General features: G+C 49.3%; 16 protein-coding genes. 15 read left to right on the top strand and 1 reads right to left on the bottom strand.

Going from position 1 to position 20,963, the window contains the following annotated elements; all coding sequences use genetic code 11:
• Positions 1 to 5 precede the first annotated feature (5 nt).
• From B2X00_RS00130 to B2X00_RS00170, 9 genes are all read left to right on the top strand, one after another.
• On the top strand, positions 6 to 1,172 hold the full coding sequence (locus tag B2X00_RS00130) for a nucleotide sugar dehydrogenase (protein ID WP_290485614.1): 1,167 nt from the start codon (positions 6 to 8) through the stop codon (positions 1,170 to 1,172).
• A 23-nt stretch (positions 1,173 to 1,195) separates the two neighbouring features.
• Positions 1,196 to 2,260 carry a UDP-glucose 4-epimerase GalE gene (gene galE / locus B2X00_RS00135; protein WP_290485615.1) on the top strand — a complete coding sequence of 355 codons (1,065 nt, stop codon included), beginning with the start codon at positions 1,196 to 1,198 and terminating at the stop codon, positions 2,258 to 2,260.
• Positions 2,247 to 3,728, top strand: a complete 1,482-nt coding sequence (gene pgi / locus B2X00_RS00140; RefSeq protein WP_290485616.1) for a glucose-6-phosphate isomerase — start codon at positions 2,247 to 2,249, stop codon at positions 3,726 to 3,728. Before galE ends, pgi begins: the two co-directional genes overlap by 14 nt.
• Entirely contained in the window at positions 3,718 to 4,314 is a 597-nt protein-coding gene (gene cysC / locus B2X00_RS00145) for an adenylyl-sulfate kinase (protein WP_290485617.1), read from the top strand. The genes pgi and cysC overlap by 11 nt, the downstream gene beginning before the upstream one ends.
• Positions 4,315 to 4,332: 18 nt before the next feature.
• A complete protein-coding gene (gene cysQ / locus B2X00_RS00150) occupies positions 4,333 to 5,079 on the top strand; it encodes a 3'(2'),5'-bisphosphate nucleotidase CysQ (protein WP_290485618.1) in 747 nt (248 codons plus the stop codon).
• A 140-nt stretch (positions 5,080 to 5,219) separates the two neighbouring features.
• The gene (locus tag B2X00_RS00155; protein WP_290485619.1) at positions 5,220 to 7,445 is read left to right on the top strand and encodes a S8 family serine peptidase; all 2,226 of its coding nucleotides are present in this window, start codon (positions 5,220 to 5,222) and stop codon (positions 7,443 to 7,445) included.
• A gap of 20 nt (positions 7,446 to 7,465) precedes the next feature.
• Positions 7,466 to 7,951 carry a hypothetical protein gene (locus tag B2X00_RS00160; RefSeq protein ID WP_290485620.1) on the top strand — a complete coding sequence of 162 codons (486 nt, stop codon included), beginning with the start codon at positions 7,466 to 7,468 and terminating at the stop codon, positions 7,949 to 7,951.
• Between the two features lie 124 nt (positions 7,952 to 8,075).
• Entirely contained in the window at positions 8,076 to 9,395 is a 1,320-nt protein-coding gene (locus B2X00_RS00165) for an alkaline phosphatase (RefSeq protein ID WP_290485621.1), read from the top strand.
• A gap of 58 nt (positions 9,396 to 9,453) precedes the next feature.
• Positions 9,454 to 9,849: a hypothetical protein gene (locus B2X00_RS00170; protein ID WP_290485622.1), complete on the top strand. Its 396-nt coding sequence runs from the start codon at positions 9,454 to 9,456 to the stop codon at positions 9,847 to 9,849.
• 32 nt (positions 9,850 to 9,881) lie between these two features.
• Here B2X00_RS00170 and B2X00_RS00175 read toward each other — a convergent pair whose 3' ends face one another.
• The gene (locus B2X00_RS00175) at positions 9,882 to 11,057 is read right to left on the bottom strand and encodes a DcaP family trimeric outer membrane transporter (RefSeq protein ID WP_071463245.1); all 1,176 of its coding nucleotides are present in this window, start codon (positions 11,055 to 11,057) and stop codon (positions 9,882 to 9,884) included.
• 158 nt (positions 11,058 to 11,215) lie between these two features.
• Between B2X00_RS00175 and acs the strand changes: the two genes are divergently transcribed.
• From acs to B2X00_RS00205, 6 genes are all read left to right on the top strand, one after another.
• On the top strand, positions 11,216 to 13,156 hold the full coding sequence (acs, locus tag B2X00_RS00180) for an acetate--CoA ligase (RefSeq protein WP_290485623.1): 1,941 nt from the start codon (positions 11,216 to 11,218) through the stop codon (positions 13,154 to 13,156).
• A 12-nt stretch (positions 13,157 to 13,168) separates the two neighbouring features.
• On the top strand, positions 13,169 to 13,801 hold the full coding sequence (locus B2X00_RS00185; protein ID WP_290485624.1) for a response regulator transcription factor: 633 nt from the start codon (positions 13,169 to 13,171) through the stop codon (positions 13,799 to 13,801).
• Between the two features lie 51 nt (positions 13,802 to 13,852).
• The gene (locus tag B2X00_RS00190) at positions 13,853 to 17,299 is read left to right on the top strand and encodes a PAS domain-containing hybrid sensor histidine kinase/response regulator (protein WP_290485625.1); all 3,447 of its coding nucleotides are present in this window, start codon (positions 13,853 to 13,855) and stop codon (positions 17,297 to 17,299) included.
• A 140-nt stretch (positions 17,300 to 17,439) separates the two neighbouring features.
• Positions 17,440 to 17,706 carry a DUF4212 domain-containing protein gene (locus B2X00_RS00195; protein WP_006954159.1) on the top strand — a complete coding sequence of 89 codons (267 nt, stop codon included), beginning with the start codon at positions 17,440 to 17,442 and terminating at the stop codon, positions 17,704 to 17,706.
• Positions 17,707 to 17,712: 6 nt separating this feature from the next.
• The gene (locus tag B2X00_RS00200) at positions 17,713 to 19,419 is read left to right on the top strand and encodes a sodium:solute symporter family protein (protein ID WP_071463248.1); all 1,707 of its coding nucleotides are present in this window, start codon (positions 17,713 to 17,715) and stop codon (positions 19,417 to 19,419) included.
• 70 nt (positions 19,420 to 19,489) lie between these two features.
• On the top strand, positions 19,490 to 20,963 hold a 1,474-nt coding region (locus tag B2X00_RS00205; protein ID WP_290485626.1), incomplete at its 3' end, for a DUF294 nucleotidyltransferase-like domain-containing protein.

The raw sequence follows: 20,963 nt of genomic DNA on the forward strand, positions 1-20,963 counted from the left end.
TTTTGATGAAGATAGCGGTTGCCGGGACAGGCTATGTGGGTTTTTCAAATGCGGTATTGTTAGCTAAACATCATCAAGTCACCGCTGTCGATATTGTCCAAACCAAGGTAGACGCCATTAATCAAGGGCGCTCACCGATTAAAGATCGCGATATCGATAACTTCCGTTCGCAGCATGAACTGGACTTAACGGCGACAACCGATATAAAAAAAGGGTACGCTGGCGCAGAGCTGGTGATTATCGCCACGCCAACTGATTACGACCCTGAGACCAACTATTTTAATACGCAAACGGTCGAACAAGCCGTCTCACAAGTGCGCAGTGTGAATCGCGACGCACTGATTGTTATTAAATCGACTATTCCGGTCGGCTTTACCAAAGCGCTTTGCGAGGAACTTGGCGATAATCAGATTATCTTTTCACCGGAGTTTTTGCGTGAAGGCCAAGCCTTACACGATAACTTGTATCCGTCGCGTATTGTGGTGGGTGATCGGGGTCAAAACGGTGAACTGTTCGCCAATTTAATGAAAGATGCGGCAGTGGTTGATGATGTACCTTGTCTGTTAACCGACTCCACCGAAGCTGAGGCGATAAAGCTATTTGCCAATACTTATTTGGCGATGCGTGTAGCTTACTTTAATGAGCTGGATACGTATGCGGCAAAGCACGGGCTCAATACACGTCAAATCGTTGATGGTATTTCTTTGGATCCGCGTATCGGCAACCACTATAACAATCCGTCCTTTGGTTATGGTGGTTACTGCCTCCCGAAAGATACTAAGCAATTATTGGCTAACTATGATGACGTGCCGCAAACCATGATCAAGGCGATAGTCGAAGCTAATGATACGCGCAAGAACTTTATCGCTGATGATATTCTCGCACGCAATCCGCAGCATATCGGTATTTACCGTTTGGTGATGAAATCAGGGTCTGATAATTTTCGTGCTTCTGCCATCCAAGGTGTGATTGAACGCTTGCTTGCTAAGGGCGCGCACGTCACTATCTTTGAGCCAGCGTTTAACGGTGACAAATTCTTGAGCGCGCGAGTTGAAAAGGATTTTGAACGGTTTAAAGCCGATTGCGATTTGATTGTTTCGAATCGCCGCGAGCCGGTGCTGGAAGATTGCCTAGATAAAGTCTATAGCCGTGATTTATTCGGCTTGGACTAAAAGAATTAATTAAGAGTAACGACATGAATGTATTAGTAACAGGCGCAGCGGGCTACATTGGATCTCATACGTTGGTGGCGCTGATTGAAGCCGGTCACCAGGTGGTTGCGCTGGATAACCTAGTGAATAGTAGCGCAGAGAGTATCAAGCGTGTTGAGCACATTACCGGCAAAACGATTCCATTTTATACTACCGATGTGCGTGACACCGCTCAGGTTACCGAGATATTAAACACTCACGCGATTGAATCGGTGATTCATTTCGCGGGCTTAAAAGCCGTGGGTGAGAGTGTAGATCAACCGACTGCGTATTACTCGGCGAATGTTTACGGAAGTTTGAGCTTGGTCGAGGCGATGCAAGCCGCTGGTGTCACCAGTATTGTGTTCTCGTCCTCTGCAACGGTTTACGGCGAAGATGCGCCTGTGCCTTATCAAGAATCAATGCCACGTGGTCGCACGTCGAATCCCTATGGCACCAGCAAAGCCATGGTTGAGAAAATGCTCGAGGATATTCAGCATGCACATTCCGATTGGTCGGTTTCCCTGCTACGCTATTTTAATCCGATTGGTGCGCATCCTTCTGGCCTCATTGGGGAAGACCCACAAGGTAAGCCGAATAATTTAATGCCATTTATTGCTCAGGTTGCGGTAGGACGCCGCGAACAGCTATCGATTTTTGGCAATGACTACGACACCGAAGACGGTACGTGTGAGCGAGACTATCTGCACGTTGTCGATTTAGCCGAGGGACACAGTAAGGCGTTGATTAACGCGAGTAAGCCCGGCGTGCATATTTATAACCTGGGTACGGGGGAGGGCACCTCGGTACTTTCTATGGTGTCGACTTTTGAGCGAGTTAACGGCGTGAGTATTCCGTATCATTTTGCGTCACGTCGTGCTGGTGATCTGGCTGCATTTTGGGCCGATGCAAGCAAAGCTGAGAAAGAGCTCAACTGGCGCACACAGTGTACGCTGGAAGACATGATGCGTGATACGTGGCGCTGGCAGAAAGGTTTTCCGAATGGTTATCGCACACCTATGGAAGGGCAACAGCAGGAACAAGAAGGAAACAACCATGACGCAAATTAATGGAGCCGGTTTGACACTCGATGTGGCGTTTCAGCAAGAGCGTGTCAGCGCCGTTATCGAGCAGGTTAACTTACCAGAGAACTTTAACTCGTTGCGTGAGCAATTGATGCAGGGCAACTATATTAATCAAAGTGAGCAGCGTCAGGTTGTCCATTGTTTAGAGCGTGCGGAGAATGCCGAGGGTGAGCGCGCTGCTGGCCGTGAAAAGTTTAACCATATGGTACATCAGCTGCGCGGTGGTGAATGGCGTGGTGCCACCGGTAAGCGTATTACCGCCGTGGTCAATGTGGGTGTCGGTGGTTCGGACTTAGGCCCTAATATGGGTTCGTTTGCACTTAAAGAGTTCGATGATGGTCATATCGAGGGTGAGCATGCGCTTGATGTGCATTTTGTGTCGTCGATGGACGGCGGTCAGCTTTATGCGGTATTGCCTATTATTGACCCAGAAACCACGGTATTTATCGTTGCTTCGAAAAGCTTTGGCACTATCGATACTTTTGCCAATATTGATACGGTGCGTGCGTGGGTCAAGCAGCATTTTACCGAGCAAGCGTGGCTTGAACATCATGTGATTGGTGTATCCTCTAATCAGCAGAAGATGCTGGATTACGGTATACCGTTGACGCACCAGCTGCCTTTTGATGAGGGCGTGGGCGGCCGGTTCTCGTTGTGGTCGCCGATTGGTTTGAGCATCGCCTTGAGCTGCGGTCTCCATACGTTTGAGCGTATGTTGGCGGGTGCTCGGGCAATGGATCAGCATTTTGCTGAAGCACCGACCCATGAGAATATTCCGGTATTGATGGCGCTCTACGGCATCTACAACCGTGAACAGCTGGGTATCAATAACTTGGCGATATTGCCCTATGATGGTCGTTTGCGGATGCTGCCGAACTATCTCCAGCAGCTTGATATGGAGAGTAACGGTAAGCAGTCGACAGCAGACAACAGAGCCATTGACTACCCGACCGGACCGATTATTTGGGGTGGTTTTGGACCCAATGGGCAGCACGCGTTTTTCCAACACTTGCATCAGGGGTTTGATCAGTTTACTGCGGATTTTGTTTTGGTACTGGAGCGGCAAGCGCCGGGGTTCTCTAACGAGGTGGCGGCCCAGTTGGCAGAGCAGCAGCAACTTTCGGTGGCTAACTGCTTGGCGCATCGTCAGTTAATGAAATTCGGCGATAAAAATAGCGATTCGCCACGCGATCATTATCCGGGCGGTCACCCTTCAAATTTGCTAATGATGCAACAACTGACACCTGAAACCTTCGGCGCTTTGATTGCCGCTTACGAGCATAAAGTATTTACTCAAGGTGTTTATTGGCAGCTCAACTCGTTTGATCAACCGGGTGTAGAAAAGGGTAAGAAGTGCGCCATTGACATCTTGGCGGCATTGAATTCCAATGATGCGCCTCAGTTCGATGCTTCAACTAACGATATTATTAAGAAGGCACGCAATGGACACTAATATAGTTTGGCACCAAGCGGCCGTTTCGCACCAAGAGCGTTGCGAGCAAAAAGGGCACCAGCCCGCTATTTTATGGTTTACTGGATTAAGTGGTTCGGGTAAGTCGACCATCGCCAATGCCGTTGATCGCATGTTATTTGAGCGTGGCTGCCACACTTATTTATTGGATGGTGATAATGTCCGTCACGGTCTTAATAAAGACTTGGGTTTTGATGACAACTCGCGCGTCGAGAATATTCGCCGTATTACCGAGGTGGCTAATCTATTTGCCGACGCCGGGCTTCTCGTCAGCACGGCGTTTATTTCACCGTTTGTAAGCGACCGCGAGCAGGCACGTGAGCTAGCCGGTGATCGGTTTATTGAGGTGTATGTTGATACACCGTTGGAGGTTTGCGAGCAACGTGATCCCAAAGGTTTGTATAAGAAAGCCCGGAAAGGGGAAATCCCTCACTTTACGGGGATCTCGTCGCCTTATGAGGCGCCTGAATCGCCCGAAGTCCACCTAAAAACCGCTGATGTTGTCATTGAGGCCGCTGCACAGCAAGTGGTTGATTATCTTATCGCTAACGGTTTTATACCCCATTAATAACTAACAAGGGTTGTTATGTTCAAGAAAGATTTACTAACTATCGCGCGTGATGCAGGTGCTGCAATCATGGATATTTACCAAAACGACGATTTTGGTGTTGAGGCGAAGAGCGACGATAGCCCACTCACAAAGGCTGATTTGGCGGCTCATAAGGTAATTGTTAACGGCTTAAATGACCTCGAACATACGTACCCTATTATCTCCGAAGAAAGCTGCGAAATTTCGTGGACACAACGTAAGAACTGGCATCGCTATTGGTTAGTTGATCCGTTAGATGGTACGAAAGAATTTATTAAGCGTAATGGCGAGTTCACCGTTAACATTGCATTGATCGAGCATGGCGAGCCTATCATTGGTGTCGTCTACGCGCCGGCGAAAGATGATATGTATTACGGTGAACGTGACTGTGGGGCTGAGTTGAATGGTGAAGCGATCTCGGTTGCTCAGGAAGAACCCGAAACCTTACGTGTTGTCGGCTCACGTTCTCATCCGTCTGAAGAAACGATTGCTTGGTTAGAGCAACAAGGAAAGCCTTACGAGTTAGTGCCAATGGGCAGTTCGTTAAAGATTTGCTTAGTGGCGCAAGGCGAAGCCGATGTCTATCCGCGTTTGGGGCCAACCAGCGAGTGGGACACAGGAGCCGCGCATGCAGTACTTAATGCAGCAGGCGGAATTGTTACCGAAGTTGACGGTAGTCCGCTCAAATACAATCAGAAGGAATCGTTCTTGAATCCATATTTTATTGCTAAATCAGCAGGTTAAGAAACTTGTGTCCAATTGACGAATAAATGTTAATATGACGTTTACAAACTGTTACATTTTGTTGGAATTTCCTGTTACTAAAAATTAACAATTTCATGTAGCATTGGGTGTCTGGGTAAAAACATAACAATGAGGTTCCCATGACAACCAAATCTTTTAAGCTGGCCAGCCTGTCAGCAGCAGTAATTTTCGGTCTCTCTGCCTGTGGCGGTGATGACGACACTAATTACGCACCTGAAGTTAGCAGTGATAACATTGCCGCTGCCCAGCAGTGGTCTCCGGTTTCCGGTTCTGTGACTGCTACTGATGCGAATAATGACAGTCTTACGTATAGCGCAAGAGTTGTTGTTCCAGAAGATTCTGAAACCCCCGGAACGGTTTCTATCGACAGTAGCGGTCACTTCACTTATTTCCCTATCACGATGGACCCAGCCACCATCGAAATCTCTGTGAGCGACGGTGAAGCGACAACGACCGCGCAAGTGATGATTGAAAGCGTAGAAGGTGACCCGCTAGCTAATCAACAATGGCATTTGCGTAACACTGGGCAAATGGCCTATGCACAGAGCCAAGCGTTCTTCGACTTTTTGATTAACAGCTTCGGTTATACTGAAGAACAAGCTTATGAGCTGTTCCAAGACCCAACCGTTTCGCAAGCAGGAAACGACATGAACATTGCTGCGGCACATATGCAAGGTGCATTTGGCCAAGGCATGATCGTGGGTGTTGTAGACTCGGGCTTAGAGCTGAATCACCCTGATTTGCGCGCTAATATCGCAGCCAATAAATCATTAAACTTAATCAGTGGCGCGACCAATAAGGGCGACCCGACTAGCTCAAGTGTGATGGGTGACCACGGTACGTCTGTCGGTGGCTTAATTGCAGCGGCTGCGAACAACGGCCTGGGTGGTCGTGGTGTAGCGCCTCAGGCCCACATTTTTGGTGTGAACTTCCTTGGTGGAGGGGGCACACAAACCACTTTAAATCGCGGTTTGAGCCATGGTATCCCGGGTAGTGGTATCAGCGAAAACGATCCTATTATCGCTTACAACCGCAGCTATGGTATTTCTGTGCCATTTGCGCTGGCGTGGTCAGCAACTGATGAGTCGTTCGCGACTTATACCATGCTTGGTTTACGGGGTGGTTTAGGTGCTGTCAACGTAAAATCATCAGGTAACGCGTTTAACGATACAGGCAGTGCCGGTTACTTCTCTGACATCTGTGATGCTACAGGGGCGACAGAAGCAGGCTTGAGCTGTATCAATGGTAACTTTGATCCAAGCAATGGTAGTTTCTTCAACGTCTCAGTGGCTGCGGTTAATGCGGATGGTACCCATACCAGTTACTCAACGGCTGGTTCTAACGTATTTGTATCAGCCCCTGCGGGTGAGTACGGTGAAATTGAACCTGCGATGATCACCACTGACCAATCAACCTGTTTACAAGGTTATTCAAGCTTCCCATACGGTGACTCGCTTGATGGCCAAGTCGGTGTCCCTGGTTACTATGCCGGCGTCCAATCGTTCAACGCACCGGGTCACCCAGATAACGTAGCCTGTGATTACACCAGTACCTTCAACGGTACTTCATCTGCTGCGCCAAATGCCTCAGGCGTTGTTGCTTTAATTGGTTCTGCCAATCCTGACCTGAGCGCACGTGAAATTCGCCATATCTTGGCGAGCACTGCAACGGTTATTGATGCTGAAGACCCAGGTGCAGTGCTGACAGTCGGCGATGGCGAGTTTGTGGCTGACGCAGGTTGGGTTGAGAATGCTGCAGGTTATAACTTTAACCTCAAATACGGCTTTGGTCGCGTCAACGCGGGCGATGCGGTTGCCATGGCTAAAGAAATGACAGCCGGTTCAATGGGTCCATTGCTGACCTCGGACTGGGTTGATGTTTCTCCCGAAGCGCCGGTTGACGTACCTGATAATGATCCTGCGGGTGCGACTTACAGCTTCGAAATGGAAGCCGGTATGACGCTGGAAGGCTTGGAGTTCCAACTGACCGTTGCTAACGATGACTTTGCCGGTTGTGCATTATCGACTGCAGGTAACGACTTAGCGGTCGAAGTGACTTCCCCAGCGGGCACGACTACACAACTATTGACCGGTCGCCAAGCACTTAACGTGGGCGCAGACGGCTCTTGTAGTCAGTACATCTTAGAAGACACACGCTTCTTAGCGAACGCGTTCTACGGCGAAGATGTCGCAGGTACTTGGACGATTCGTTTAGTCGATACTAATGGCGAAGACTTGATTGCTGATGGTCGTGCGGTCGGTGGTGTGTTTGGCGATACCTTCGCTAACAACAGCACGCCATCGCGTCTGGAAGCTGTTTCAGTCCGTGCATTTGGTCATCAATAATAGAGCGCTAGGAGATTATTATGAATAAGGTATTTTTAATTGCAGCAGTCGCTCTGGGTGTCGCATCGACCAGTGCAATGGCACAGGATGATGGCAAATTGCCACACCGTGCAAAAGCGGAAGCGCCTGCTAAAGCATTTAACGTAGGTAATGATTACAAAACCTATCGTTTTACCAAGTTACCAGAGGGCGCTGATCCAGTGCTTAAAGGCCGTAACGATGCTTTACTTGCTGGTACTGAAATGACAAACAGCATTACAGGCAAGCCAGCATTCGTTTCAGGTGTTATCTCGGTATTAATGAACACCTACGATGCAGACAGCGTTGCTAACCAACTAGGTTTAACGGTCGAGCGTGTTTATCCACGTTTAGACTTAGTACTTTTCAAGGCCGCGGAAGGCACTGAAATGCTGTCGTTACGCAAATCCATTAAGGCAATTGAGGGCGTTAATGGTGCAGACATTGAAATCGTCGAAGAACGCATGACGGCAGATGTATTGAGATAATGTGACAAGGACTGTGTACAGGCTCAAATAGAGATTTCCCTGGTGTTTTGAGTCGGTACATACATTTGTCATAATTTCTCTGCTAAGATTGGCCCCATTACTTGTTAATGGGGCCATTTTTTGTATGAAGCGTTCTATTTTAACCGCCGCTTTGGCGTTATCTTTTTCAGCAGGTTCGGCGTCTGCTTTCGCAAACGATCACAATGACGATCCAAACATCATCTATATCATCGGTGATGGTATGGGCTTTGAGTATATTAGTGCTTACCGCTATGCGATGTCGGATCTTGAGACACACACGGTTGCACCGATTGAATTTGATGCCATGCTTACGGGCGCCGCGACCACCTATCCTGAAGATAAGACATGGGTCACTGATTCTGCCGCGGGCGCGACGGCGTTAGCCACGGGTGAGAAAACCTATAATGGTGCGATTGCGGTCGACAATGATAAGCATCCACTGAAAACCATTATGGAAATGGCCAAAGACAATGGTTGGGCTACCGGCGCTGTTTCGACCTCGCAAGTTAACCATGCCACACCCGCATCGTTCTTTAATCACCACCCTTCACGTTACGAATATAACGAGATTGCTGATTTGATCGCTGAACAAGTGGTCAACGGCAAGCCTTCGTTTGACGTTTTATTAGGTGGTGGACGCAGTTACTTTGAGCGCGAAGATAAGAACTGGTTTGAGATCTTGCCTGATTATGGCTTAACGATTACCACGGACTTGAATTCCTTAGATCAAATTGACGAGACGCCGGTACTGGGTGCATTTGCCCCTAAAGGCTTGCCATTTGCCATAGACGGTGACGTGAATGCCTTGGCAAAGATGACCGATGCTGCACTGCGTTTGCTTGAGCCAAAAGAGGGTTCGTTTGCACTGATGATTGAAGGCAGTGAAATCGATTGGTGTGGGCATGCAAATGATATTGCCTGTGCGGTGCATGAGATGGATGGCTTAAATCGCGCTCTTGAAGTGGTACGTGAGTTTCAAGAGAAGCACCCAAATACCTTAGTGGTGATGACGGCTGACCACTCGACCGGCGGTTTAACATTGGGCCGCGACGGCGATTACGCCTGGTACTCTGACCGTGTAATGAACATCGAATCATCGATTAGCTCAATGGTGTCTGACTTGCTAGGAATGGAAGCTGACGAGTGGGCGGATTATGTTGCTGATAAAGTAAATTATGAACTCACTGAAGAGTACGTTGATGAGCTGATGGCAGCGGCTGATGAAGATGAGGATGACCGTAAAGACGCATTACATGATGCCTTGGTCTATATTACCGGTGATATCACAGGTACCGGCTGGACGACCAGCGGACATACTGGCATCGATGTGCCTGTATTTGCTCGTGGACCTCATAGCGACGCATTCCGTGGTTACATGAACAACACAGACATCGCAAAAGCGCTGATAAACATCGTTAAATAAACTTGCAAATGAGAACTGTTCGTATTTAAATGGTGTTATCCGTTGAAAGGGGGTAACTATGAACGTGTTCCAACAGCAAGAATTACTGTATCAACAATTGCGCCAAGGCTCGGGGTATTTAAAACGTGCTCAGTGGCGAGACGCCCATACAGTACTCAACGATGCGCAAGCCACTGCACTTGAGTTATCCGATGTGTCGTGGTTTGCGAGCAACGCTCAACAGCACTATGCAACAGCGGTCATGCTTGCCTGTGGCGCTTGTGTTCATTTAGATGAGTTTGAGCATGCACAACAATTGATTCAAACCGCAACACGACAGTTTGATAATTGGCTGAGTGATAGCGCAGTGCATGAGGCGAGAAGAACTTTATATGCGTGTCGTGCGCAGCTCATTAAAGCTTGTCGGCATGTGCATCAAGTGGCCACCGTGCAGACACAAAAAAGCCGCACATAATGTGTGCGGCTTTTTTTATTGGCAGAACCTGCTTAGAACGCGTATTTAGCCATGAACTGAACGCGGTTTAAGTCGCCATCAATACCTGCTTCGGTCTCACGTTGTGCTTTAGAGATTTCAGCACCGAAGGTTAGGTTAGATGCCGCGCTATACATCACGTTGAACGCTAACCGTTGTGAATATTCGGTTGCGCCACCACCGACTAAGGTTTCTGGATTATCGGCCCAACCGCGTGAGTAAATCACGTTCGAGCGAATTTTGTCGGTCCAGAAATGGCGGTATGCGAATGAGATACCGGTTGAATCGATCGCCTCTAAGTCACCGTTGGCATCGATTACCGCGCCATTCCATTGGTTAAGTGCAAGGTACCGTCCTAAACCCGAGCCTGTGGTAATTGACGCGCGGATATCGTCCATGCCAAAGCTGTATTTTGCGCCTAAACTCACGCCGTAACCAAATTCAGTTTCGTCGTCACCATCACCGTTGACGTCATAGGTTAACTGACGTAACAGGGTCGATGCCTGCCAAGTGAGGTTATCGCTCTTGCCGGTGTATTTAAAGGTCACGTCCGGCATAAAGCCATCGCTCGAAACGATACGTCCGTTACCGTTAGCAATGGTATCTGTGACTGTTGTTTCTGGGTTCTCGATGGACATGCTGAAGCCGCCAGAAGTGTAGCGGATCTGCGCTTGACGGTTAAAGACGATACCGTCAGTGACACCGATGAAGTCAACAGACTCACCTAAGATGTTGAGGTCTTGGAAGTTTGACCAAGTTTGGCCAAAGGTCCAGTTTTTGTATTTAATGAATGCGTGACGCAAGCGCGGGTTATACGAGTTGGAGATGCGTTGGTCACCGTCAGGGGTCAATTGGAAATCCATCTCAACGTGACCAGTCAGTACTTCACCGTTATCGAGTTCGGTTTTTGTGCTGAGGAAAAAACGTGACTCACGTGCACTGAAGTCAGTGACCATATCATCGCCATTACCGCCTACTGGCGTCAGGCTTGGAATATATTGTTGGCGCGCAATGCTGCCACTCGCTGGTGCTTGACCATCGGTATAGTCAGAAACCATTAAGTCGAGTTTTACGTACCCACCAAAAGATACGTCAGTGTCTGCTGCTTGTGCGCTGATTGATGCGGTGCCGAGCGCCGCTGCGATAGCTGCAGATAATGCAATAGATTGTGTAGAGCGTGCTTTTGCCATGGTGTTCTCCCGTGTGAAAGCCGTCGTTATTGTATTATTCACGCCAGTAATTCTCGGTAATTGGTCAGTTTTTAGCAATCTAGACTATGGTCTAATAGTGTTAATAAAGTGTAGTACGTACAACAGTTACCATCTTGCGAATAAAGGAGGAAGAGGTAATGTCGCAACTGTACAAAGTTCCAGAAAACATAAAAAACACAGCGAAAATTACAAACGACGATTATTTGGAAATGTATCAAGCGTCGATTAATGACCCAGAGGGTTTCTGGCGTGAACAGGGTAAACGAATCACGTGGTTTACTCCATACACCAAAGTCAAAAATACCTCTTTTAGTCCGGGTAACATCAATATTAAATGGTACCAAGACGGTACGCTTAACGCCTGCTACAACTGTATTGACCGCCACCTTGCCGACAAGGCCGATAAAACAGCCATCATCTGGGAGGGTGACGACCCGAGTGTTGATAAACACATTACTTATCGCGAGATGCATAAAGAAGTTTCCCGCTTCGCCAATGGACTGAAGAAGCTGGGCGTTGGTAAAGGTGACCGTGTGGCGATTTACATGCCGATGGTACCTGAGGCCGCCTACGCGATGTTGGCGTGTGCGCGTATCGGTGCGGTGCATTCGGTCATTTTTGGTGGCTTCTCCCCGAATGCCATTGCTGATCGAATCAACGACTGTGGCGCTAAGGTGATTATCACCGCTGATGAAGGACGTCGCGGTGGTAGCACCATTGGCCTTAAGAAGAACGTTGACGCAGCGCTCGAAGACGATGCCTGTCCGACTCTGGAGCATGTTGTCGTTAGCCAAGTCACCGAAGGCGCTGTGAATTGGACTGAGGGTCGCGATGTATGGTGGCATGAGCTCATTGCCGACGTCAGCGAAGAATGTCAGCCGGAAGTCATGGATGCGGAAGACCCGCTATTCATCCTTTATACATCGGGCTCGACGGGTAAGCCGAAAGGCGTCGTGCATACCACCGGTGGCTACATGGTGTGGGCATCGATGACTCATGAATACGTGTTTGATTGTCACGACGATGATATTTATTGGTGTGCGGCGGATGTGGGCTGGATTACGGGTCACTCGTACATTGTTTATGGTCCCTTCGCGAACGGCGCAACCTCGTTGATGTTCGAAGGCGTACCGACATATCCGGGTGTAGGTCGTATTGGTGAAATCGTCGATAAGCATCAGGTTTCGATTCTTTACACAGCGCCAACGGCGATTCGCGCGCTGATGGCAAAAGGCGATGAAGCCGCGAAAACCTCAACGCGTAAATCGCTGCGTGTGCTAGGTAGCGTCGGTGAGCCTATTAATCCAGAAGCATGGGAATGGTATCACAAGCGTATTGGTAACGGTCAGTGTCCTATTATGGATACCTGGTGGCAGACCGAGACCGGTGGCATCATGATTACGCCGTTACCTGGCGCTACGGATTTAAAACCTGGCTCAGCGACACGACCTTTCTTTGGTGTCAAACCGGCACTGGTCGACGGCGAAGGCAATAAACAAGCAGGCGAGGCTGAAGGTGGCTTGATCATTGAGGACTCATGGCCGGGCCAAATGCGTACGCTGTGGGGCGATCACGAACGCTTTGAGCAGACCTATTTCTCGACCTACAAAAATGTCTACTTTACCGGTGATGGTGCCAAACGCGATGCCGATGGCTATTACTGGATTACCGGGCGCGTCGATGATGTCTTGAACGTTTCAGGTCACCGCTTAGGTACTGCTGAAATTGAGAGCGCGTTGGTTGCACACAGTGCGGTCGCGGAAGCCGCTGTGGTCGGCTTCCCTCATGATATCAAAGGGCAGGGCATTTACGTTTACATTACGCCCGTAGATGGTGTTGAGGTGACCGATGAACTGACCAAAGAGGTACGCAACTGGGTACGTTCAGAGTTAAGCCCGATTGCGACGCCGGATATCTTGCATTGGACGAAAGGTTTACCTAAAACACGGTCAGGTAAAATCATGCGTCGTATCTTGCGCAAGATCGCAGCTAATGAGTTTGATAATTTAGGTGATACCTCTACGCTTGCCGATCCAAGTGTGGTAGATTCTTTGATAGAACATCGTAAGAATCAATAACCTAAAGCGCTCATGGCAAAATTTCTAATAGCAGATGACCACCCGCTGTTTCGCGAGGCGCTTCAAGGCGCGCTCGCGAATCATTTCGAAGAATTGACGCTGCGTGAAGCCGAGGATTTAGACTCGACACTCGCCGCGCTTAATGAAGACGATGACGTGGATCTTCTGCTGTTGGACTTACACATGCCGGGTAGTGGCGACCTGTATGGTCTTATTCGGGTGCGGGAAGATTATCCAATGCTTCCCGTCGCCATTATCTCGGGTTCTGAAGATGCATCCATCGTGGCCAAATGCATCGGTTTTGGCGCACTGGGATTTATCCCCAAATCACTCCCTTCAGCGCAAATAGCCGAAGCGATTAGTACCATCCTCGATGGCGATACCTGGGTACCAAAAGATAATCGTGACCGACTCGAGGGTATTTCGAACGAAGACCAAGAGCTGGCGCGTAAAGTTTCAGAATTAACACCTCAACAATATCGCGTGCTGCACTTTCTACACGAAGGCCTTCTTAATAAACAGATTGCGTATCAGCTCAACATCACTGAAGCGACTGTTAAAGCGCATATCACCGCCATCTTCCGTAAGCTTGGGGTTTATAGCCGTACGCAAGCTGTCCTAGTGGCTGAACGTTTGCAATTGTAGACTGCGCACGATGCGCAAGAAAATCACGATGCAATTACTGAGGATTCACCCATGACTTGGATACTCGTACTGGCCTCACTACTTTATGTTGTGTTTCTTTTCGCCATTGCGAGTTGGGGTGATAAAACGAACTCATGGGCGAACAAACTGAGTCATCGCCCGTTTGTTTATGCCATGTCGCTTGCGATTTATTGCACCAGTTGGACCTATTACGGCGCGGTGGGTAATGCGGCTGTTGATGGTTGGGCATTCTTTCCTATCCTGCTCGGTCCGATTTTGCTGTTTACCTTTGGTATCCGAGTGCTGAAAAAGCTCGTGTCGGTGAGTAAGCAGCAGAATATTACCTCGATTGCCGACTTTATCTCGTCACGCTATGGCAAAAAGCGGCGGTTAGCCGTGGTGGTGACCTGCATTGCAGCGCTTGCGATTGTGCCTTACATTGCGCTGCAGTTAAAAGCGGTTGGCTTGAGCTTCGCGGTGCTAACCGAAAGTGATTCGATCACCAGTGAGTTTTCTCTAAAAGAGCTTGGCGCAGCTGCCTTGATGGCGCTATTTGCAATGCTATTTGGTACTCGCCATGTCGAGGTGACAGAGTACCGCAGCGGTATGATGTTAGCGATTGCGGTTGAGTCGATGATAAAGCTCACTGCGCTCACAGCCGCGGGTATTTTTGCCTGGCATTTACTGAGCGAACAGCCGAGTTTTGATTGGACTCAGACATTTGCGGCGAGTGTGAATCCACATTGGAGCCTGGCGAGTTTTGGCTCTTTTGAATTTATCGTACAAACCCTTATGGCCGCTGGCGCGATACTCTGCTTACCGCGCCAATTCCACGTTGCTGTGGTCGACAATGTTGATATCAAACATTTGGGTACTGCACGGTGGGGCTTTCCTGTTTACTTAGCGCTGACAGCGTTGGCCATTGTTCCGATCGCGTTGGCGGGCAGTTTGTTGTTGCCCAACTATCAAGATGGCTCCACGTTTGCGTTGCAACTTCCACTGTTAAAAGACCAGCTTTGGCTCTCGCTGATTATCTTTATAGGCGGCATCTCTGCGGCCACTGCGATGGTGATTATTGCATCGGTGACACTGAGTACCATGATTACCAACGATGTGATCATGCCGATTTTGTTGCAGCGTGAGTCGCGCTTGCCACTGCGTGAGCGGCGCCGCGAGTATGACCGTAGTTTGCTGCTGTTCCGTCGTGTGGCGATCGGCGTCACCATGGCATTGGCGTTTCTTTGTTATTACTTTTGGGCGGCACGCACTAATTTAGTCAGTATTGGTTTACTTGCCTTCTCTCTAGTTTTACAGCTGTTGCCCACGCTCATTGGTGCACTTTATTGGCGCCGAGGTCATGCACGCGGTGTTTATGCGGGGCTGTTAGCCGGTTCGGTAGGCTGGATAGTGAGTGTATTGATACCACTCTACAGCGATGCGTTGCTCTCCGACGTTGAGATTATCACCCGTGGCACGGTAATTTCGCTGTTGATGAACAGCTTTGCCTATATCGCCTTCTCGTTGCTGTCGCGTCCACGATTAGTCGATCGCATTCAAGCGACTGCATTTGTAAAACCACGTGCATCTTTACCTGATAGTCCGCTGCATAAAAACCAGTCAGCGACTAACGCGGATATGTTGCTGCTGCTGAAGACTTTTTTAGGGGCGGAGCGCGCGCAACAACTGATGCGGTACTACCAAGCACCCAACGAATCGGTGTCCTTGCGTGCTGAAGCCGTTGCCGACCAGAACTTAATTAATTACGTCGAACGTGCGATTGCGGGTGTTTTAGGGTCTGCGACGGCGCGTTCTTTAGTTGAGGCGGCGCTACGCGATAGGCAGCTCAATCTGGAGGAGGTGGTTCACTTTTTTGATGACACCACGCAAGCGCTGCAAACCCAGCAATCGATTTTGTTTAGTTCGCTAGAGAACTTGGCGCAGGGCATCAGCGTGGTTGATTCGGAGTTGCGTTTGGTCGCGTGGAATAAACGCTATACCGACCTATTCGACTATCCAGAAGGTATGGTGAGACCGGGCCAACCGATAGCCACATTAATTCGTTATAACGCCGAGCGAGGCGAGTGTGGTCCCGGTGAAGTCGAAGAGTTAGTGAGTAAACGCTTACGCTATATGCAAATGGGTTCGCCGCATCGGTTTATTCGTCGCCGCGCCGATGGCCGTGTGATTGAAATGGTAGGTAACCCGTTACCGAGTGGTGGCTTCGTAACTAGTTTTACCGATATTACCGAGCACGTAGAAACTCAGCAAGCGCTCGAGGATGCCAATATCGACCTTGAGCAACGCGTGGATACGCGAACTCAAGAGATCCGCGAAATCAACCAAGAGCTCACCGCCGAGATTGATCGACGCCGTGAAGTTGAGAAAGAGCTGAAAAAGGCAAAAGCAGAAGCCGAGGCGGCAAACGCATCAAAAACGCGGTTTTTAGCACTCGCCAGCCACGATATCCTGCAGCCACTCAACGCGGCACGATTGTATCTATCGGCGGTGAATGAGGATGAGCTATCAGAACGCAATCAAGGCTTGTTGGGTAAGTTAGATACGGCGTTGGGGTCTACTGAACACTTGTTATCGACACTGCTCTCGATTGCAAAAATGGACCAAGGAGCGCTTAAGCCACAGTTTAAACATGTGATGTTAAGCAGTGTTTTAAAGCCACTGATTGAAGAGTATCACGTCCTGGCGGAGCAGCGACAACTTGAATTCCGCGCGTTTTATGTCGATCGCCCGGTATATACCGATCCGACTTATTTGCGCCGTATTGTGCAGAACTTTTTGTCGAACGCCATTAAATATACACCTAAGGGTAAAGTATTACTCGGTGTACGTAAGCGGGGTGACTACTTACAAATCGCAGTGTGGGATACGGGACCGGGCATCGCTGCTCAGCAGCAGAACAAAATCTTCGACGCTTTTTATCGAATCCAGAACCAAACGGTGGATGGCGTCGGCTTGGGCTTGAGTGTTGCGCAAAGGATGAGTGAGCAGCTCGGCTGCGAACCGCAAATCCGCTCGGTTGAGGGTAAAGGCTCGTGTTTCTCGGTGACGATACCCTTAGGTCATCATGCACAAGTGGTCGCCAAACGCACCGAACAAACCGACCAAACGCCGACAGCGGAATTGAGCCTGCTCGTGGTCGACGACGATAAGGATAACCTCAGTGCTGTGAGCGCACTGCTAGAGAAGTGGAATTGCCGTGCGATAACCTGTCGCTCTTACGCCGATGCTGTTGCCTATGCAGAGGCCAACGAGCCGTTAGACGGCCTGTTGCTTGACTACCAACTCGGCGGTGACGACGGCATTCAACTGGCGGGCGCGCTCCGTACCATTTGGCAGCGTGACTTACCCGGTGCACTGGTCACCGCCATGCGCGACGACCACGTAAAGCGCAACGCGCGCCAAGCCGGCCTGCACTTCATGCCCAAACCAGTCAAACCCGCCGCCCTCAAAGCCCTCCTAAAATACATCTCATCGCGGTAGGTCGCGCATTTTGCGCGACTATAAAGCGCAAAATAACCCACTACGACCAAAGTCCAATTTCACCTGTATACAACTCCACCTACATTTGTTAACGACCCTAACAAAGGTTAACAATTATTCTTACAACAGGAGGGGACGTTATGGCATTTAAAAACGAAGATGATGCCAAAGCGTATTGGAAAGAGAACCTGAGCTTAATGCTTAAACTGCTCGTCGTGTGGTTTGTGGTTTCCTATGGCTTTGGAATTCTCTTAGTGGATGTGCTGAATGAAATCCGGTTCTTTGGCTTTAAGCTAGGATTCTGGTTTGCGCAGCAGGGCTCCATTATTACCTTTATCGTGCTGATTTTCCTTTACGTGCGGGGAATGGCGAAACTCGATAATAAATACGAAGTTCACGAGGACTGATGCGCTATGGATATTCAAACGCTCACATTTATTATTGTCGGTCTGACCTTTGCACTGTATATCGGTATCGCAATTTGGTCTCGTGCCGGCTCAACCAATGATTTTTATGTTGCTGGCGGTGGTGTACACCCCATTGCTAACGGTATGGCGACCGCTGCTGACTGGATGTCGGCTGCGACCTATATCTCAATGGCGGGTATTATCGCTTTCGCAGGTTATGATGGTTCGGTTTATCTAATGGGCTGGACCGGTGGTTACGTGCTGCTTGCTATGTGTTTGGCGCCTTACCTACGGAAATTCGGTAAGTTCACCGTGCCTGATTTTATCGGTGACCGCTATTACTCGCAGACAGCACGCACCATCGCAGTGCTGTGCGCGATCTTGGTTTCGTTCACCTACATCGCAGGTCAAATGCGTGGGGTTGGCGTGGTATTCTCGCGCTTCCTCGAAGTTGATATTGCGACCGGTGTCATCATCGGTATGGTCATCGTGTTCTTCTACACCGTGCTCGGCGGCATGAAGGGAATTACTTACACCCAGGTCGCGCAATACTGCGTGTTGATGTTCGCTTATATCGTACCTGCTGTTTTCTTGTCACTCTTAATGACAGGCCACATTTTGCCGCAAACCGGCTTTGGAGGTACCGTCGCCGACGGATCCGGCCAGTTCTTGCTCGAGCGGCTGGATGGGCTCTCGACCCAGCTGGGTTTTGCCGAGTACACCGAAGGTGTGCGTAGTAAAGTCGATGTGTTCTTTATTACCGCTGCCCTGATGGTGGGTACAGCAGGCTTACCGCATGTCATTGTTCGCTTCTTTACGGTACCTAAGGTACGTGATGCGCGTCGTTCAGCGTTTTGGGCATTGGCATTCATCGCTGTTGTTTACCTGACTGCACCGACTATCGCTGCATTCGGTAAGATGAACATGATCAACACCGTTAACGGGCCCGATCTGCAAGGCGTTGAGTATGATAATGCGCCAAGCTGGATTAAGAACTGGGAAAAAACCGGTCTGATTTCTTGGGAAGATAAAAACGACGATGGTCGTATGTTCTACTCAGGTGATGAGCGCAATGAAATGACGATTGACCGCGACATTATGGTCTTGGCAAACCCAGAAATCGGTGACTTACCGGCGTGGGTTGTGGCACTGGTTGCTGCCGGTGGTGTGGCTGCTGCCCTGTCGACATCGGCGGGTCTGCTGTTGGTTATTTCAACATCGGTCTCCCATGACTTGCTCAAGCGAAATCTGATGCCTAACATTACCGATAAGCAGGAGCTGATGTATGCGCGTCTCGCTGCAGCGGTGGCTATCTTGATTTCCGGTTACTTTGGGGTCTATCCGCCCGGCTTCGTGGCGCAGGTGGTCGCCTTTGCCTTCGGTCTCGCGGCATCGAGCTTCTTCCCTGCGATCATTTTGGGTATCTTTAACAAGCGCATGAACAGTACGGGTGCTATCGCCGGTATGATCGTGGGTATTGTGTTCACCTTCAGTTACATTGTGTTCTTTAAATTTATCTCTCCAGAGTTAAATACACCTGACCATTGGTTATTTGGCATTTCGCCAGAGGGCATTGGTACTTTAGGTATGATCTTTAACTTTGTGGTGGCATTTATTGTTCACAAAATGACAGGTGATGCACCTAAAGACATTCAGGATTTGGTGGAGTCTATCCGCTATCCTAAAGGTGCAGGCGAAGCACAGGATCACTGATTTCCCAACCAGTGAGTGAAAGAGCAAGCTCCGGTGCATCGCATCGGAGCTTTTTTTATAAGGCGGACTTATGGATATCGAACGCTTTTTAACAGACTGTCCCCCGTTCGATGATTTAACCGAACAACAGCGAACGTGGTCAGTCAATCAAATGCAGTCCACTTACATGAACGCGGACAACTGCAATGAGATTATGCGTGATTGCAGTCCTGCGCTTTTTATCGTGCGCTCGGGTGTGTTTGACCTAAAAGGCAAAGACGGCACATTAGTCGAGCGACTCGAGCAGGGCGATCTATTTGGTTATCCATCGCTCCTCAGTGGCCGTGCTATCGTCAATACGCTGCAGTGTATTGAAGACGGGATTGTTTACGTGTTACCGCAAGTCGCGTTTGATAAATTACGCAACCAATCGCGCGCCTTTGAACGTTATTTTATCAACGCGCATGGTGAGCGCTTACTGACCGAACGACGAGGAAAGACGGCCGGCTATGACAACTACGACTGGACCGAGCAACGTGTGGAAGATGTTATTCAGCGAGCGCCGATTAGTCTCGCGAGTGATACGACGATTCAAAATGCAGCGCAGTGCATGTCTGAGAATGGTATCTCTTCGATACTGGTAGTCGATAACGACCAATTAGTCGGCATTCTTACCGACCGTGATATTCGCAACCGTGTCGTGGCAAAGGGACTGGGATTTAATGTCACTGTCGCTGCGGTTATGACGCATCTGCCCGAGTTTGTGTTTGCCCATCGTTCTTTATTAGATGCGCTGACGACTATGACGGCGAGTAACGTCCATCACTTACCAGTCGTCGATGAACAGTTGCGCCCTGTCGGCATGATCACCGCTACCGATTTAATAAAACAGCAACGCAGTGAGCCAGTCTATTTAATCAGTTCAATTTATAAGTCGACAACGCGGGCGCAGCTTGTTGAAGAAGCACAGAAAATCCCGCAATACCTGAATAGCTTTGCTTTACGAGTTAAGCAGACAGCCATTTTAGGACGACTAATGGCCTCGTTGACCGACGCTATGACTCGTCAGTTTATTAAACTATTTGAAGCTGAGAATGGCGCGGCACCGGCACGCTATTGTTGGCTGGCTTTTGGTTCGCAAGGGCGCGAAGATCAAACTCTGAGCTCTGATCAGGACAACGGCTTATTGTTAGCCGATGGGCTCAGCGAGAGCCAGCTCGATTGGTTCAGACGTTTGGGTGAATATGTCTGTGAGGGGTTACATGATTGTGGGGTGCCACTTTGCCCAGGCAATATTATGGCATCGAACCCTGAATGTCGCGGCACTCAGCAGCAATGGCTGGCACGTTTTGAACGCTGGACCACACATCCTACCCCCAAAGCGCTCATGTATTGCCAAATATTTTTTGACAGCCGTGCGGTAGCCGGGCAGCAAAAAATGTTTAACCAGTTTCGAGAAGCAGTCGCTGGTATTGGAAAAAATGAATTTTTTATTGGCAACTTAGCTTTACTTGTTAACCGCATTTCGGTCCCGCTGGGTTTATTTAATCGCTTTCGTACTGAAG

Source organism: Idiomarina sp. UBA3162 (assembly GCF_002364475.1).
In the GTDB taxonomy this organism is placed as follows: domain Bacteria; phylum Pseudomonadota; class Gammaproteobacteria; order Enterobacterales; family Alteromonadaceae; genus Idiomarina.

What these genes read in the sequence shown, in the direction of transcription:
- B2X00_RS00130 (WP_290485614.1), top strand. Translation starts at nt 6, where the DNA reads ATGAAGATAGCGGTTGCCGGGACAGGCTATGTGGGTTTTTCAAATGCG.
- galE (WP_290485615.1), top strand. Translation starts at nt 1,196, where the DNA reads ATGAATGTATTAGTAACAGGCGCAGCGGGCTACATTGGATCTCATACG.
- pgi (WP_290485616.1), top strand. Translation starts at nt 2,247, where the DNA reads ATGACGCAAATTAATGGAGCCGGTTTGACACTCGATGTGGCGTTTCAG.
- cysC (WP_290485617.1), top strand. Translation starts at nt 3,718, where the DNA reads ATGGACACTAATATAGTTTGGCACCAAGCGGCCGTTTCGCACCAAGAG.
- cysQ (WP_290485618.1), top strand. Translation starts at nt 4,333, where the DNA reads ATGTTCAAGAAAGATTTACTAACTATCGCGCGTGATGCAGGTGCTGCA.
- B2X00_RS00155 (WP_290485619.1), top strand. Translation starts at nt 5,220, where the DNA reads ATGACAACCAAATCTTTTAAGCTGGCCAGCCTGTCAGCAGCAGTAATT.
- B2X00_RS00160 (WP_290485620.1), top strand. Translation starts at nt 7,466, where the DNA reads ATGAATAAGGTATTTTTAATTGCAGCAGTCGCTCTGGGTGTCGCATCG.
- B2X00_RS00165 (WP_290485621.1), top strand. Translation starts at nt 8,076, where the DNA reads ATGAAGCGTTCTATTTTAACCGCCGCTTTGGCGTTATCTTTTTCAGCA.
- B2X00_RS00170 (WP_290485622.1), top strand. Translation starts at nt 9,454, where the DNA reads ATGAACGTGTTCCAACAGCAAGAATTACTGTATCAACAATTGCGCCAA.
- B2X00_RS00175 (WP_071463245.1), bottom strand. Translation starts at nt 11,057, where the DNA reads ATGGCAAAAGCACGCTCTACACAATCTATTGCATTATCTGCAGCTATC.
- acs (WP_290485623.1), top strand. Translation starts at nt 11,216, where the DNA reads ATGTCGCAACTGTACAAAGTTCCAGAAAACATAAAAAACACAGCGAAA.
- B2X00_RS00185 (WP_290485624.1), top strand. Translation starts at nt 13,169, where the DNA reads ATGGCAAAATTTCTAATAGCAGATGACCACCCGCTGTTTCGCGAGGCG.
- B2X00_RS00190 (WP_290485625.1), top strand. Translation starts at nt 13,853, where the DNA reads ATGACTTGGATACTCGTACTGGCCTCACTACTTTATGTTGTGTTTCTT.
- B2X00_RS00195 (WP_006954159.1), top strand. Translation starts at nt 17,440, where the DNA reads ATGGCATTTAAAAACGAAGATGATGCCAAAGCGTATTGGAAAGAGAAC.
- B2X00_RS00200 (WP_071463248.1), top strand. Translation starts at nt 17,713, where the DNA reads ATGGATATTCAAACGCTCACATTTATTATTGTCGGTCTGACCTTTGCA.